General features: G+C 57.0%; 12 protein-coding genes and 1 pseudogene. 7 read left to right on the top strand and 6 right to left on the bottom strand.

Annotated features, from left to right (window positions below; genetic code table 11):
- Positions 1–170 precede the first annotated feature (170 nt).
- From ACW9HW_RS09405 to katG, 4 genes and pseudogenes are all read left to right on the top strand, one after another.
- Entirely contained in the window at positions 171–587 is a 417-nt protein-coding gene (locus ACW9HW_RS09405) for a histidine kinase (protein WP_457399594.1), read from the top strand.
- A gap of 96 nt (positions 588–683) precedes the next feature.
- On the top strand, positions 684–1184 hold the full coding sequence (locus ACW9HW_RS09400) for an outer membrane beta-barrel protein (RefSeq protein WP_457399593.1): 501 nt from the start codon (positions 684–686) through the stop codon (positions 1182–1184).
- 113 nt (positions 1185–1297) lie between these two features.
- Positions 1298–1645 (top strand): annotated as a pseudogene (locus tag ACW9HW_RS09395) (helix-turn-helix domain-containing protein); the annotation flags it as partial.
- A 513-nt stretch (positions 1646–2158) separates the two neighbouring features.
- Entirely contained in the window at positions 2159–4414 is a 2256-nt protein-coding gene (gene katG / locus ACW9HW_RS09390; protein WP_457399591.1) for a catalase/peroxidase HPI, read from the top strand.
- A 130-nt stretch (positions 4415–4544) separates the two neighbouring features.
- Here katG and ACW9HW_RS09385 read toward each other — a convergent pair whose 3' ends face one another.
- Positions 4545–5027 (bottom strand): hypothetical protein, encoded by a 483-nt coding sequence (locus tag ACW9HW_RS09385; protein ID WP_457399590.1) that lies wholly within the window; start codon positions 5025–5027, stop codon positions 4545–4547.
- Positions 5028–5564: 537 nt separating this feature from the next.
- Between ACW9HW_RS09385 and ACW9HW_RS09380 the strand changes: the two genes are divergently transcribed.
- Positions 5565–6953, top strand: coding sequence for an alpha/beta hydrolase (locus ACW9HW_RS09380; protein WP_141233007.1), 1389 nt, complete (start codon positions 5565–5567; stop codon positions 6951–6953).
- Between the two features lie 113 nt (positions 6954–7066).
- Here the strand turns inward: ACW9HW_RS09380 and ACW9HW_RS09375 are convergent, their stop codons facing one another.
- Both ACW9HW_RS09375 and ACW9HW_RS09370 read right to left on the bottom strand, forming a co-directional pair.
- Positions 7067–7423: a DUF6124 family protein gene (locus ACW9HW_RS09375; RefSeq protein WP_457399588.1), complete on the bottom strand. Its 357-nt coding sequence runs from the start codon at positions 7421–7423 to the stop codon at positions 7067–7069.
- A gap of 410 nt (positions 7424–7833) precedes the next feature.
- On the bottom strand, positions 7834–8298 hold the full coding sequence (locus ACW9HW_RS09370; protein ID WP_095196068.1) for a nuclear transport factor 2 family protein: 465 nt from the start codon (positions 8296–8298) through the stop codon (positions 7834–7836).
- A 98-nt stretch (positions 8299–8396) separates the two neighbouring features.
- On the opposite strand from ACW9HW_RS09370, the gene ACW9HW_RS09365 reads away from it, so the two are divergent.
- Complete coding sequence (locus tag ACW9HW_RS09365; protein ID WP_457399586.1) at positions 8397–8801, top strand: winged helix-turn-helix transcriptional regulator; 405 nt, start codon at positions 8397–8399, stop codon at positions 8799–8801.
- Between the two features lie 4 nt (positions 8802–8805).
- On the opposite strand, the gene ACW9HW_RS09360 is transcribed toward ACW9HW_RS09365, so the two are convergent.
- The 3 genes from ACW9HW_RS09360 to ACW9HW_RS09350 are packed head-to-tail and all read right to left on the bottom strand — an operon-like array spanning position 8806 to position 10952.
- Positions 8806–9783, bottom strand: a complete 978-nt coding sequence (locus tag ACW9HW_RS09360) for a saccharopine dehydrogenase family protein (protein WP_457399584.1) — start codon at positions 9781–9783, stop codon at positions 8806–8808.
- Positions 9780–10181 carry a VOC family protein gene (locus ACW9HW_RS09355; RefSeq protein ID WP_457399582.1) on the bottom strand — a complete coding sequence of 134 codons (402 nt, stop codon included), beginning with the start codon at positions 10179–10181 and terminating at the stop codon, positions 9780–9782. The genes ACW9HW_RS09360 and ACW9HW_RS09355 overlap by 4 nt, the downstream gene beginning before the upstream one ends.
- Before the next feature lie 27 nt (positions 10182–10208).
- On the bottom strand, positions 10209–10952 hold the full coding sequence (locus tag ACW9HW_RS09350; protein WP_457399580.1) for an SDR family NAD(P)-dependent oxidoreductase: 744 nt from the start codon (positions 10950–10952) through the stop codon (positions 10209–10211).
- A 138-nt stretch (positions 10953–11090) separates the two neighbouring features.
- Here ACW9HW_RS09350 and ACW9HW_RS09345 point away from each other — a divergent pair, with 138 nt between their 5' ends.
- Positions 11091–11990 (top strand): AraC family transcriptional regulator, encoded by a 900-nt coding sequence (locus tag ACW9HW_RS09345; RefSeq protein WP_170948711.1) that lies wholly within the window; start codon positions 11091–11093, stop codon positions 11988–11990.
- Positions 11991–12101 lie beyond the last annotated feature (111 nt).

The following is a 12101-nucleotide window of genomic DNA, read 5'->3' as shown; positions in this document are numbered from 1 at the left end:
CGTTACTTTTGGAGTCGAGCGTGCTTAACCTTCCGCTGAACAAGTTGCCACTCAGGCATAAAATCGTGTTCGCCGTTCTTGCATACACCAGTGGACTGGCACTGGGGTGGATACTGGATTATTGATTCCGTCTACAACCATTATTCGATAAACAAAAGGAACAGTGATTCATGGCCAACCCATGGTTGCGCATCTTGCTGGTCGATGAAGATCATTCCACGCGGATGAATATCGAAAAGAATCTCGCCAGTCTCGGCTATCACCGCGTCGCACCGCTGAGTTCGCTACATGAACTGTTGGTCATCATTGACAGTGCCCTGTGCACATTTGATCTTCTGATCATCAATGAAGCGGTATTAAAGCGTGCTGGCCCAATACTTGATCAAGGTATTCGCGGCTACCCGGACATCCGGCACTCACTTATTTATCAGGACGCGAGCTTGCACTTCTCGCCCTTCGTTGACTGCTCGATGTCAGCGATGAATTTCACCCTGTCCGGCCCCCCGGACAGAGCCTCCATCAATCAGGTCATGAATTTCATTGATAAACCGGCCTGCTTGAGAACCACGGCCAAAGCGCCTGCGTGACCGTGGAAATACCAATTTTTGACTGTGATTAACGCCACCGCCGCTGAAAAATCCACACGCTGACCATTTGGAAAACCTGCTTAAGGAAGCACCCCCATGCTGCTCAAAAACATTGCAATCATCTCGTTCGCCTCCTTGCTTTCTTTCAAGGCAATGGCGGATGACAAAGGACTCTATGTGGGTGCCGGCGTCTCCAGCATCGAGACCGATAAAAAGACCCTGAGCGATGAAGAGACGGGATATAAGGTTTATACGGGTTATCGCATGAATGATTTCTTTGCCTTCGAAGGTGCAGTCGTCGATTTGGGAAACTTCAAAAACGAAAATATTAAGTTCGAAGGCAAGTCGGCGCAGATCGCGACCCATATTGGCTTCCCCATCGGACAACGTATTCGTGTGTTTGGCAGCGTCGGCGCTCACGCCTGGGATGCTGACGGAAATGCCACAGATGATGATACCGGGGTTGATCTGACTTACGGGGCCGGGGTCGAGCTGGATGTATTCCGTAATGTCGGACTGCGCGCCGAATACGAGGTACTGGAAGTTGGCAAGATCGAATTAAACCAAACAACCGCATCAGCCTATTTCCTCTGGTAAATCATCTGCCGGGAGCGGTCCGATTGATCGCTCCTTAAACTTAAGTCAATTTTTCAATTGCTTTAATGTTGAACTTCATGACCTTTGTAAAATCGGTTAAAACCCTTGGCGCCCGCCACATTCCAGAAAGACAAAAGATCGCGTTTAAAGCCATCGAATACATTCATGAAAACCTGAACGTTTCGCTCAACATGAACACATTGGTAGAACAACTTGAAACTACCAATCGCACCTTGCACCTGGGCTTTTTCGAGGCATTCGGCATTTCGCCGATTGCTTACGCCAAGAACCTGAGACTGGCGAATGCCCGGCGGGACCTGATCAAGAAAACCTGGCCAACCGTCACCGAAATCGCCATGCATTGGAATTTCCAGCACCTGGGTCGTTTCTCCCAGGATTACCAGCAAGCCTTCGGGGAACCGCCGTCGGAGACGATCCGACGCAATGCTGTGAAGCCGTAAGCCCCCTTCAGCGACGGAATGCTGTTCACTTGAGAAATTTTGAGCCTTACCAATCCTTGTGGCGAGCGAGCTTGCTCGCGTTGGGCTGCGCAGCGGCCCTAAAAACATCTTACAACCTTCATGATTTTTGTGAGTGCTGCGCACTCAAGCGGGAGCAAGCTCCCTCGCCACAGGTTTCTTGTTCGCCTGAACAGCATTACTTTCAGCCACGGCACCATTCCCCTCACGGACCGTTAAGAGATTGCGCCTATCAGCCCCTAATACTCGCGCTATTAGCTGACTTGCCTTTACGGGTCTACCTTTATTTAGCGTCGGCGTAGTCTGGCCGGCACAGACCTGATGTGAAGATAAGAATGAGTCGGAAACTGACCAGGCGTAGTGAGGGTCGTCACCACAACGATCAACGGATCGAAATGCGGGTCCGGCAACCTGAGTCATTGATTTCGCTCGCTTCTATTCCAGGCCCGCATCGGGCCGGGTAGCTGAATGAACTCGACCGAGGGTAGCTCACACATGGCAAATGAATCGAAATGCCCGTTCAACCACGCCGCCGGTGGTGGCACAAGGAACCGCGATTGGTGGCCGAACCAACTCAACCTGAACATCCTGCACCAGCACTCGCCCCTGTCCGACCCCATGGGCAAGGACTTCAACTATGCCGAAGCCTATAAAAAGCTGGATTTTGCGGCCGTCAAAAGAGACCTGACCGCACTGATGACCGACTCGCAGGAATGGTGGCCCGCTGACTTCGGCCACTACGGTCCGCTGTTCATCCGCATGGCCTGGCACGCCGCTGGCACCTACCGCACCGGTGACGGCCGCGGTGGCGCAGGCTCCGGCCAACAACGCTTCGCGCCGCTCAACAGCTGGCCGGATAACGTCAGCCTCGACAAGGCCCGCCGGTTGCTGTGGCCGATCAAGCAAAAGTACGGCCGCAACATTTCCTGGGCCGACCTGATCGTGCTCACTGGCAACGTCGCGCTGGAGTCCATGGGCTTCAAGACCTTTGGCTTCTCCGGTGGCCGTCCGGACGTCTGGGAACCGGACGAAGACGTGTACTGGGGCTCGGAAAACAAATGGCTGGGTGGTGACGTCCGTTACGACAAAGCACAAAAACCCGTGCAGGCACCCGGCGATGTTCCACTGGTGGCCGAACCCGGGAGAAACGAGGACAGCCGCACCGACCAGGGTCGTAATCTGGAAAACCCGTTGGCCGCCGTGCAGATGGGTCTGATCTATGTGAACCCGGAAGGTCCGGAGGGTAATCCCGACCCGGTCGCCGCCGGCCTGGACATCCGCGAAACCTTCGGCCGCATGGCGATGAATGACGAAGAAACCGTGGCGCTGATCGCCGGCGGTCACGCCTTCGGTAAAACCCATGGCGCCGGTCCTGCCGATAACGTCGGGGCCGAACCGGAAGCCGCTGGCCTGGAGCAACAAGGCCTGGGCTGGAAAAGCAGCTTTCGCAGCGGCAAGGGTCCCGACACGATCACCAGCGGACTGGAAGTGACCTGGACCACAACACCCACAAAATGGAGCAACAACTTTCTGGAGAACGTGTTCGGCTTCGAGTGGGAACTGTCGAAAAGCCCGGCCGGTGCCCATCAGTGGGTACCGAAAAACGGTGCGGGTGCCGGCATTATTCCGGACGCCTTTGATCCGTCCAAACGCCGCAACCCAACCATGCTGACCACCGACCTGGCCCTGCGATTCGACCCGATCTACGAGCCGATCTCGCGGCGCTTCCTGCAGAACCCGGATCAACTGGCCGACGCCTTTGCCCGCGCCTGGTACAAGCTGATCCACCGTGACATGGGGCCACTCTCGCGCTACCTCGGCCCGGAAATGCCCAACGAAGAACTGCTGTGGCAAGACCCGATCCCAGCGGTTGATCATCCGCTGGTCAACGACAGCGACGTCGCCGCGCTCAAGAGCAAGATCCTTGCCTCGGGCCTGAGCGTTTCGCAGCTTGTGTCGACAGCCTGGGCGGCGGCTTCCAGCTTCCGGGGCTCCGACAAACGCGGCGGTGCCAACGGTGGGCGCCTGCGCCTGGAGCCACAAAGATCCTGGCCAGCCAACCAGCCTGATCAACTGGCCAACGTGCTGGCAAAACTCGAAGGCATCCAGAAGGAGTTCAACGCCGGCGGCAAGAAAGTCTCGCTGGCGGACCTGATCGTGCTGGCCGGGTGTGCCGGCGTCGAGCAAGCCGCGAAAAATGCCGGGCAAACCGTCACGGTGCCATTCACGCCAGGGCGGACGGACGCGAGCCAGGAACAGACGGATGTCGAGTCTTTCGGCTTCCTCGAACCCATCGCCGACGGCTTCCGCAACTACCTGAAGACTCGTTACAAGGTATCGTCCGAGCATTTGTTGATCGACAAGGCGCAGTTGCTGACATTGACCGCACCAGAAATGACCGCGCTCATCGGCGGCCTGCGCGTGCTCGACACCAACGTCGGCCAAACCGCCCACGGCGTCTTCACCACCCGCAAGGAAGCGTTGACCAACGACTTCTTCACCAACCTGCTGGACATGGGCGTGGAATGGAAACCCATCTCGGACAGCAATGAAGAATTCGAAGGTCGCGACCGCAAGACCGGCCAGCCGAAATGGACTGCAACCCGTGTGGATCTGGTGTTCGGCGCCAACGCACAGTTGCGGGCGCTGGCGGAGTTCTATGCCAGCGCCGACAACAAGGAGAAGTTCGTGAAGGACTTTGTGGCAGCGTGGACCAAAGTGATGAACCTGGATCGCTTTGATGTGAAGTGACATAGCAGGCAAGACCCTTGGCCACCTCGGCATTGAATGCCGGGGTGGCCATTTTATTTCCCGCCCCCCCCGAATGATCGACCAGTGCATTCTTTGAATTGAGCAGCGGGACTACCTCTGCAACCTCAGCTCAATATACTATCCCGGCTATAATAGCCAGCACTGCGAAGACACTTATAACAATATGCATTAACACCACCAACCTTGTATTGTCCGGCTTGTTCAGATCCAAAAGTGGTGAGAACTGAGTGGGCACTGTCTGTGCCAATTGCCCCTTGTAGCTTTGTATTGAATTCCAAATTATTACTGCTTCCGCCTGCGACGAGGCAACCAACCGACAATTAAAAAATGAAAACATTACATAACCAAGCACAAACCAAAACAGTAACCCGGCTTTGGGACCATCGACTGACCAAGCGACCGCAACCGCTGCTGCTGTTACAGCTTGATAATAACCCCAGAACTTGTGCGTCTGATCCGTAGTGTTTCGAAGGTACGAAATTGCATCAGTCAGTTCCATGATCACTCCCGTATTCCTGCTTAGCCACCCATTACGATCCCATTGAAATTTTAGCGCCAGATCAATCCATTCATAATCATTCACCTGACCCATCAACGCTTCCAGATCAATATAGGTGGTAAAACAAAATCCGCCACTTTACCAGTCGCCTACTCCAGCCCCGGCAATGATGCCTTGCCAGTGAATTAAGGCACTAAGGGCCCAGGCCAGCGGGAGTCCGACCTGGACTTTTTCTATATTACTTCGCCCTATTTACATAATTGCGGAGTGATATAAGAAACAACCCATAGTCATCTATCTTTTCATGGAGTGATCGAGACTCCGTGGACTGCCCCTCTGCTCCACTAAAGGAAATATCGAGATCAATTAAAAGGGGCAATTAAAAGGGACAGTTTTATTTTCTCCTCAGGTCAAAATAGATCCGCCCCTTCCGACCTATAGTGCAACCCTAGACTGAAGTGACATTCATCATGCCGCCATCCACGCTAACCAAAACTTCTATTGCGCGCCGCTCCGCTACCCATCCTCCGTGACAGCCTCCCACCGTCAACCTCCCACTAATCGCGAGTCCGCTCCGTGCCGTATCCGAGCGCTCACATGCGACGGATAGACCTGACACGGTGAATGATCATGAAGATCCTGCTGATTCTTGGTGTGTGCCTGTTGACCGCCTGTACTGGCAACACCCCGATTCGAGACGACAAAGTGACGACATGCGACAAAGTCGAATCTTGCAGCAACAGCTACTACGAGCAGCATCCTAACTACGAGATTGGCTTCGTCGAGTACAGCGAGCGGGGCAACGATTTCGCCCCGGCGAGAACACAAAAGCTGCTCGATCGCCTGGAGAAGTATTCCGCCAGCGGCAAACTCGCCATGGTGGTCTTTATCCACGGTTGGAAGCACAACGCCGAGCAGAAAGATCCAAACGTCACCAGTTTCACCAAAGCGCTCGCCAACTTATCCAAATCTGGCGTACTGGGTGATCGCAAGTTGGTTGGCATCTATGTTGGTTGGCGTGGCTTGTCCCTGCACGGACTCGGGAGCGAGAACATTACCTATTGGGACCGAAAGTCGGTAGCGGAGGAAGTCGGCCGCGGTGGTGTCACCGAATTGCTCACGCAGTTGGAACAAATCGACCGTAACCAGGAAACGAATTATCTAGTCATCGTCGGCCACAGTTTCGGTGGCGCAATCGCCTTGAGTGCCTTGCATGATCAGCTACTCGAACGACTGCAGAATCAACAGGATGGACATCCGGTAAAAGCTTTCGGCGATGCTGTGATCATGCTGAACCCCGCGATTGAAGCCAACATGGGACTGCTGCTCAAGGAGAACAGCCTGAAGGTTGGCGCCTCAAAGGTGCGTGCACAGCCACTGCTTTACGTCATCAGTTCGGAGGGGGACGAAGCCACCCATTATGCTTTTCCGGCGGGACAGTGGCTGGGGGTAAATTTGACGTGGAGCCAGGTCGACCTCAACAGAAACTACAACGGCCAGGCCTATTCGATCAGGGAAGAAAAGATGGACACCACCGCCATCGGCAACTACACCCTGTTTCACACCGCACTGATCAAAGATCCTGACCTTAAGCAAACACATCCCCAGCCCACTGCCCTGGACTCCGCGACAGTCGTCAACAAGGCGATGGCCACACCCAAGGTACTGGAGGACACGAAGTTCGGCGACTGGGAGCTCGTAAGCTACTGCACACCTGATGGCAGCAATGGCGACCCCAACGTACCGCGCATGCCCTGCTATAGAAATGAGCCGGTAAACTTCATCTATACAGCAGACTCCTTCATCGATAACCACAACGATATCTTCAACCCTGCGGTGATCGCGTTCATGTCCACGGCTGTCAGCAAGGCCATCTACGAACGCACGAACGGAGAGTCTCGTTTCGATCAATGCCTGGATGAATCCAAGCTCCGGTTCAGCTTCAGCCTTTGTTACAACCACCACTTCACAGCGGCAGAGAAGGCAGAAAAAGAACTGAAGGAGCTGAATAAAGGCTAACGCCAGCGTCACACTCCCCCTGTAGGAGCTGCCGAAGGCTGCGATCTTTTGATCTTGATCTTCTTGCGACCACCCAAAATCAAAGATCGCAGCCTCGCATCACTCGACAGCTCCTACAGAGGATCAATCTGATCCAGCACCCGATTGGCCGTGATCTCCGCCAGCATGATGCTGTTGGAAATGCCCAGCAGCGCATTGCGATCTCCACCCTCCAGATGATCGACCAGTTGGTGGACCATCACATCAACCGAAGCCAGCGTCTCGACCAGATACACCATCAGGGTTTCGGTCGTGGTCTGCGGGTTCACGGTAAACAGGGTGCTGGGTGTTCGTGGGGTGGCCTTGATGTCGGCGGTTGAGGGGAAGTGGAAATCGAGGGCGCGTTCGGCGGCTTCGTTGTGCTTTTTTGAGTCGGGTTCGTACGGGGATGTGGGATCAGTATCTGGCGGGTTTGGCGTTACTTTGAACATAGTGAAACCCCTAGTTGGAATGAAGGAGCCTTCACCTCGCTACCAAACGAGGGGTGGCGGCCATACGCGGGTTGGTAGACCGGTAACTAGGACCCGGCGCCCCCGAAGGAGCCCTGCGCATGGCCACCATAAACCAGAGTCCGAAAAAGACCTGAGAGCAGTGACCTATGCGACTAGTTAATCCGGGCTACCAAACCCGGCCGCTGTTTTTCAGCGACCGGAAAACGATAGAACCCGGCCCCCAGGCGCACAAGCCGGCGGATTCTGGCGTAACCGTAGGCAACGACGCAAGGCTTTGTAGCTTTCAGGAAATGAGCGTAAGACCCGTTAAACACGCGACACTCGAAGATGTTTAAGAGGCGGTTCACCCCCTGAACGCAGGAACGATAATCCTCCTCTACCGATCTGCTCTAACCCCCAGAAAGCACGGCCGGATCTCCCGAACGCCAGACGTTGTCCACCGTAACGCTCTGGATGAGCCAGCCCTCGCCTTCTCTCACCAGCTTTACGTCGTAGCGGTTCTTCATCAGGTAGTGGCGTGAGTGATCATTTTGCGGCACGTGCTGGGCTTCCACGAGTGCATCAAGCTGCGCCCGATCCCCGTCAACACTGACTCGGGGATTGCTGACCGAGTGTGTGGTGTCGATCCGCGCGAGTGAGCCGGACAGCGCCGCGACGATAGTCTCTCGACCTGCCAGTACCGGGTATTCAAACCCGGCCTTTGCGGCGGCAGGCCTGAAGTCGGATATCGCATCTTCGGTAAACGCCGATGCAAGCAAGGCGTTGTCGCGCAAGTCGATACCGGCGGCAAACCGGTAAAGCGTTTCCACCACCGCGAGCTGGTCTGCGGTGTCCTGGGAGTATGTGGCTGACATGATTGACGCCTTAAGTGAAGTGAATCCGCATGGTATCTGTTGTATACCTGATATCAATTACGCACTTTGAAGTCATCAGGTATATCGGAGGAAACCCCATGGGCGAAATTGGAGACCGCACGCTGGCTCAAACCGGCTCGCACACCGACGCCAAAGTCGACTGTTCGAGCCGTTTTTTGCTGGATCAGATCGCGGATAAATGGTCAGTGCTGATCCTCGCCGCGCTGTGCCAGAAGCCACTGCGTTTCAATGAACTCAAACGAGGCCTGGAGGGCATCACCCAAAAGGCGCTGACGCAGGCGCTACGCCGGCTGGAGCGCAATGGCATTCTGGCTCGCCGGGTAATCCCCTCCTCGCAGATCGCGGTGGAGTACAGCATCACGCCGCTGGGCCGCACGCTGGAGGAACCGTTCAGGGCTTTGCATGCCTGGACCATCAATTACGTGGACGCCGTGGTGCAAGCGCAGGCGGATTTCGATGCACGCGACACCGAAGCGTTGTAGCGCTCTAGTATTCGGTGATGGTGGTTCCGTAGATGGTCTCGGCGAATCCGCTGCCGAATACCCGGGCAGGCGTTTCGAACCCCGGCCGTCGATCGCCCTCCAACACTCGCCGCGCGGCTTCAACAGCCACCAACGGTGTGTAGGAGTAGCCGTTGACGGTTTCAATGATCGAGCGCGCCACGCGGCCATTGGCGCCTGAGACTTCCACCACCGCTCGGGCACGATGCGCTTCGCGTTGTTCGACGCTTGGGCCATCAGGCAATTGCGACAGATCGCCTTGCGGGAACGCATCGCCGCTGACATGCACATACATGGCAATGTCGGGTATGCCGGTGGAGTGCCAGGCGGTCACCAGGTCACCGAACGACAGCGGCGCGCACAGCACCGGGCCGTCACCAAAATCGAAGTGCCGCGGCGGCGCGTCGGGGGTTGCAACCAGCAGTCCATCGACCCGCGCCAGAAGGCCTGCATCCATGATTTCGCTGACACTCAGGGCCGATCCCCGTGACATGGAACCTGCGACTTGCAGTGCGATCCTGAGTGAATGCGGTTCCTGCACACGTCTGGCGACCTGTATTGCCAGGCAATCCGTGGGCACCACATCCCAGCCGACACCGGGCAGTAACATGACCCCCGCCCCGGTGGCCTGGGCGCCGAGTTGCTCCGCCTGCCGATAGACGTTGATCTCCGCCGTGATGTCCAGGTAGTCGACGCCAGCGTTGATACACGCCTGCATCAAAACGTCCGCCGTATGAGCGAACGGCCCTGCGAAGTTCAGCAGCACCGCGATGCCCTCCAGTGCATTCGCTGCCTGGGCATCAGGGCTGAACACGCGATAAGGAACGTCCAACTGCGCGGCGAGCGATTGCAGTTTTTCGGCATTGCGCCCCGCGATGACAACGTCCAGCCCCTGCCCCTTGGCATGCTCGGCCGCCATGCGACCGGTGTACCCCGTCGCCCCGTAAATCATTAATGTGCTCATGGGGTGTGCTGCCAGTTTTTGTAGACGAATTCGAGACTGTAGCCGTCGGGGTCGAGGACATTGGCGGCGTAGTAGTTGGGGTCGTAATGCAGACGTGCGCCCGGGGCGCCGTTGTCGACAGCTCCACTTTGCAGCGCCGCCGCATAGGCTGCGTCGACGTCGGCCTGACTGCTCGCCACAAAGCCGACATGCACCGCCCGCCCCTCCACCACACCTTCGCGCAACCAGAAAAACATGCGTCCATGGGCACCGAAACCTTTCAGATCGGGATGCCCTGGCGGCCCGTCCTTGCCGTCGTAATCGAGCCGTGCGGTGATGCCCAGCGGGGTCAGTGCCGCGGTGAAGAAACGAACGGAACGGTCGATGTCACTGACCGACAGAAAAATGTGATCAAGCATGGAGAAGCCTCGCAATCGGATACTGATTCAAATGAAATAGCCGCCCGCCACTTCGATCGATTGGGCGTTGATCCAGCGCCCTTCTTCGGACAGCAGCATGGCGATCACGTGAGCGACGTCCTGCGGTTCGCCCACTCGGCCGAGCGCCGTTTGCGAGGCAAGCAACGCCTCGAGATCATCATTCAAACCGCCACCCAGCTCCGTACGAATAGCCCCCGGCGAAACAGCGTTGGCGCGTAGGCGTCGATCCGCGAACTCCTTGGCCATGTAACGGGTCAGCACTTCCAGCCCGCCCTTGAAGGCTGCATAGGGCGCCACACCGGGGGTGGCGACGCGGGTGGTGGCGCTGGTCAGATTGACGATACTCGCGCCCTCGCCCAGCAAGGGCAGCAGGGTTTGCGTCAGAAAAAACGGACCTTTGAGGTGAACATTGAACAGGCCGTCGAACTGCGCTTCGGTGATCGACGCCAGCGGATTGAACAGGCCATGACCCGCGTTGTTGACCAGCCCCGCCAGCGTTTCCACGCCCCAGGTTGCCTGCAGGGTCTGTCGCACGTTTTCGCGGAAATGGCCGAATTGGCTGACATCCCCAACGTCCAGTTCAAGCGCCACGGCGTTGCCGCCCGAAGCCTGGATACGCTGGACCACGGAATTGGCCGCAGCGACATTGCTTTTGTAGGTCAGAATGACGCCCATGCCCTGTCGGGCACAATGCTCGGCCGTACTGGCGCCGATGCCCCGGCTGCCGCCGGTAATAACGATAACGCTCATGCGCTGCTCCACGGTCACTGAGGTGAGTCACCACAGTAGCCACCTGCCTCGCGGCGAGCGCAGCCGTTCCTGCTCGAAACCTGCCTGTTTCTGCTTTTTGCTTGCGTGCCCGCCTGCGCGTGAGTTCAGATGAACGCCATGAAAACCCAACTGACAGAACTTCGCGCCTTGGCGCACCGCGCCGAAAACCGCCGCACGGACACAGGCATCCCGCGCGTCGCCATGGTCCAGGGTGAAATCCCTGAACACCTGCTGGCCGCCGTTTACGAACCGATGATCAACCTGATTCTGCAAGGCAGCAAATCCATGACCATCGCCGACCGCACGCTTCGATATGACCCGGCGACTTACTTCGTCATGTCCATCGACCTGCCCGCGGTCGGCCAGGTTCACCCCTCTGCAGGCGGCGAACCTTACCTGGCGGTGAGCCTGACACTGGATCCGGTTGTCCTGACGACGCTGCTGGCCGACTTGCCCAAACCGCTCGGACAGCATGAACAGGAAGCCGGCTTTTCGGTGGCCGCTGTCACGCCGGAATTGATGGATGCCTGGGTGCGGCTGCTGCGCTTGATGAACAAGCCCGAAGAAATCGCAGCCCTCGCGCCGGTCTACGAGCGAGAAATTCTGTACCGCGTCCTGCAAGGCCCCCACGGCTGGATGCTGCGCGACATCGCCGCCCCCGACAGCGCCATGGCCCGCGTCAACCTGGCCATTGCACACATCCGCCAGGACTTCGCCGACCCCATCCGGGTGGACGCATTGGCACAGCTGGCGTCAATGAGCGTGTCAGCCTTCCACCGCCACTTCAAAGCCGTCACCGCGCTGAGTCCATTACAGTATCAAAAACGGGTTCGCCTGCTACAGGCAAGGACACTGATGCTGGCCAATGCCAAAAGCGTCACTGGCGCGGCGTTTGAAGTCGGTTATGAAAGTGCTACGCAATTTAGTCGAGACTATGCGCGGGTGTTTGGATTGCCGCCTTCGAGGGATGCGGCTCGGATACTTGGGGAGATTCGGAGGGGAGCTGGGGGTGGTTGAGTTGGTTTGGGGGGTTTTTGTGTATGTTCTTAAAACTGGCGAAGAGCGTCCGTTTGGTCGGATTACACCGTTTGTGGCTGGGCACGATCGGCCAAAAGCGGCCCTTCACTT

Source organism: Pseudomonas sp. SDO5532_S415 (genome assembly GCF_054071155.1).
The sequence above is the reverse complement of the archived record's forward strand: the minus strand, read 5'-3'. Positions and strand labels throughout refer to the sequence as shown.

What these genes read in the sequence shown, in the direction of transcription:
- ACW9HW_RS09360 (WP_457399584.1), bottom strand. Translation starts at nt 9,783, where the DNA reads ATGAGCACATTAATGATTTACGGGGCGACGGGGTACACCGGTCGCATG.
- ACW9HW_RS09385 (WP_457399590.1), bottom strand. Translation starts at nt 5,027, where the DNA reads ATGGGTCAGGTGAATGATTATGAATGGATTGATCTGGCGCTAAAATTT.
- katG (WP_457399591.1), top strand. Translation starts at nt 2,159, where the DNA reads ATGGCAAATGAATCGAAATGCCCGTTCAACCACGCCGCCGGTGGTGGC.
- ACW9HW_RS09345 (WP_170948711.1), top strand. Translation starts at nt 11,091, where the DNA reads ATGAAAACCCAACTGACAGAACTTCGCGCCTTGGCGCACCGCGCCGAA.
- ACW9HW_RS09370 (WP_095196068.1), bottom strand. Translation starts at nt 8,298, where the DNA reads ATGTCAGCCACATACTCCCAGGACACCGCAGACCAGCTCGCGGTGGTG.
- ACW9HW_RS09405 (WP_457399594.1), top strand. Translation starts at nt 171, where the DNA reads ATGGCCAACCCATGGTTGCGCATCTTGCTGGTCGATGAAGATCATTCC.
- ACW9HW_RS09355 (WP_457399582.1), bottom strand. Translation starts at nt 10,181, where the DNA reads ATGCTTGATCACATTTTTCTGTCGGTCAGTGACATCGACCGTTCCGTT.
- ACW9HW_RS09365 (WP_457399586.1), top strand. Translation starts at nt 8,397, where the DNA reads ATGGGCGAAATTGGAGACCGCACGCTGGCTCAAACCGGCTCGCACACC.
- ACW9HW_RS09375 (WP_457399588.1), bottom strand. Translation starts at nt 7,423, where the DNA reads ATGTTCAAAGTAACGCCAAACCCGCCAGATACTGATCCCACATCCCCG.
- ACW9HW_RS09380 (WP_141233007.1), top strand. Translation starts at nt 5,565, where the DNA reads ATGAAGATCCTGCTGATTCTTGGTGTGTGCCTGTTGACCGCCTGTACT.
- ACW9HW_RS09400 (WP_457399593.1), top strand. Translation starts at nt 684, where the DNA reads ATGCTGCTCAAAAACATTGCAATCATCTCGTTCGCCTCCTTGCTTTCT.
- ACW9HW_RS09350 (WP_457399580.1), bottom strand. Translation starts at nt 10,952, where the DNA reads ATGAGCGTTATCGTTATTACCGGCGGCAGCCGGGGCATCGGCGCCAGT.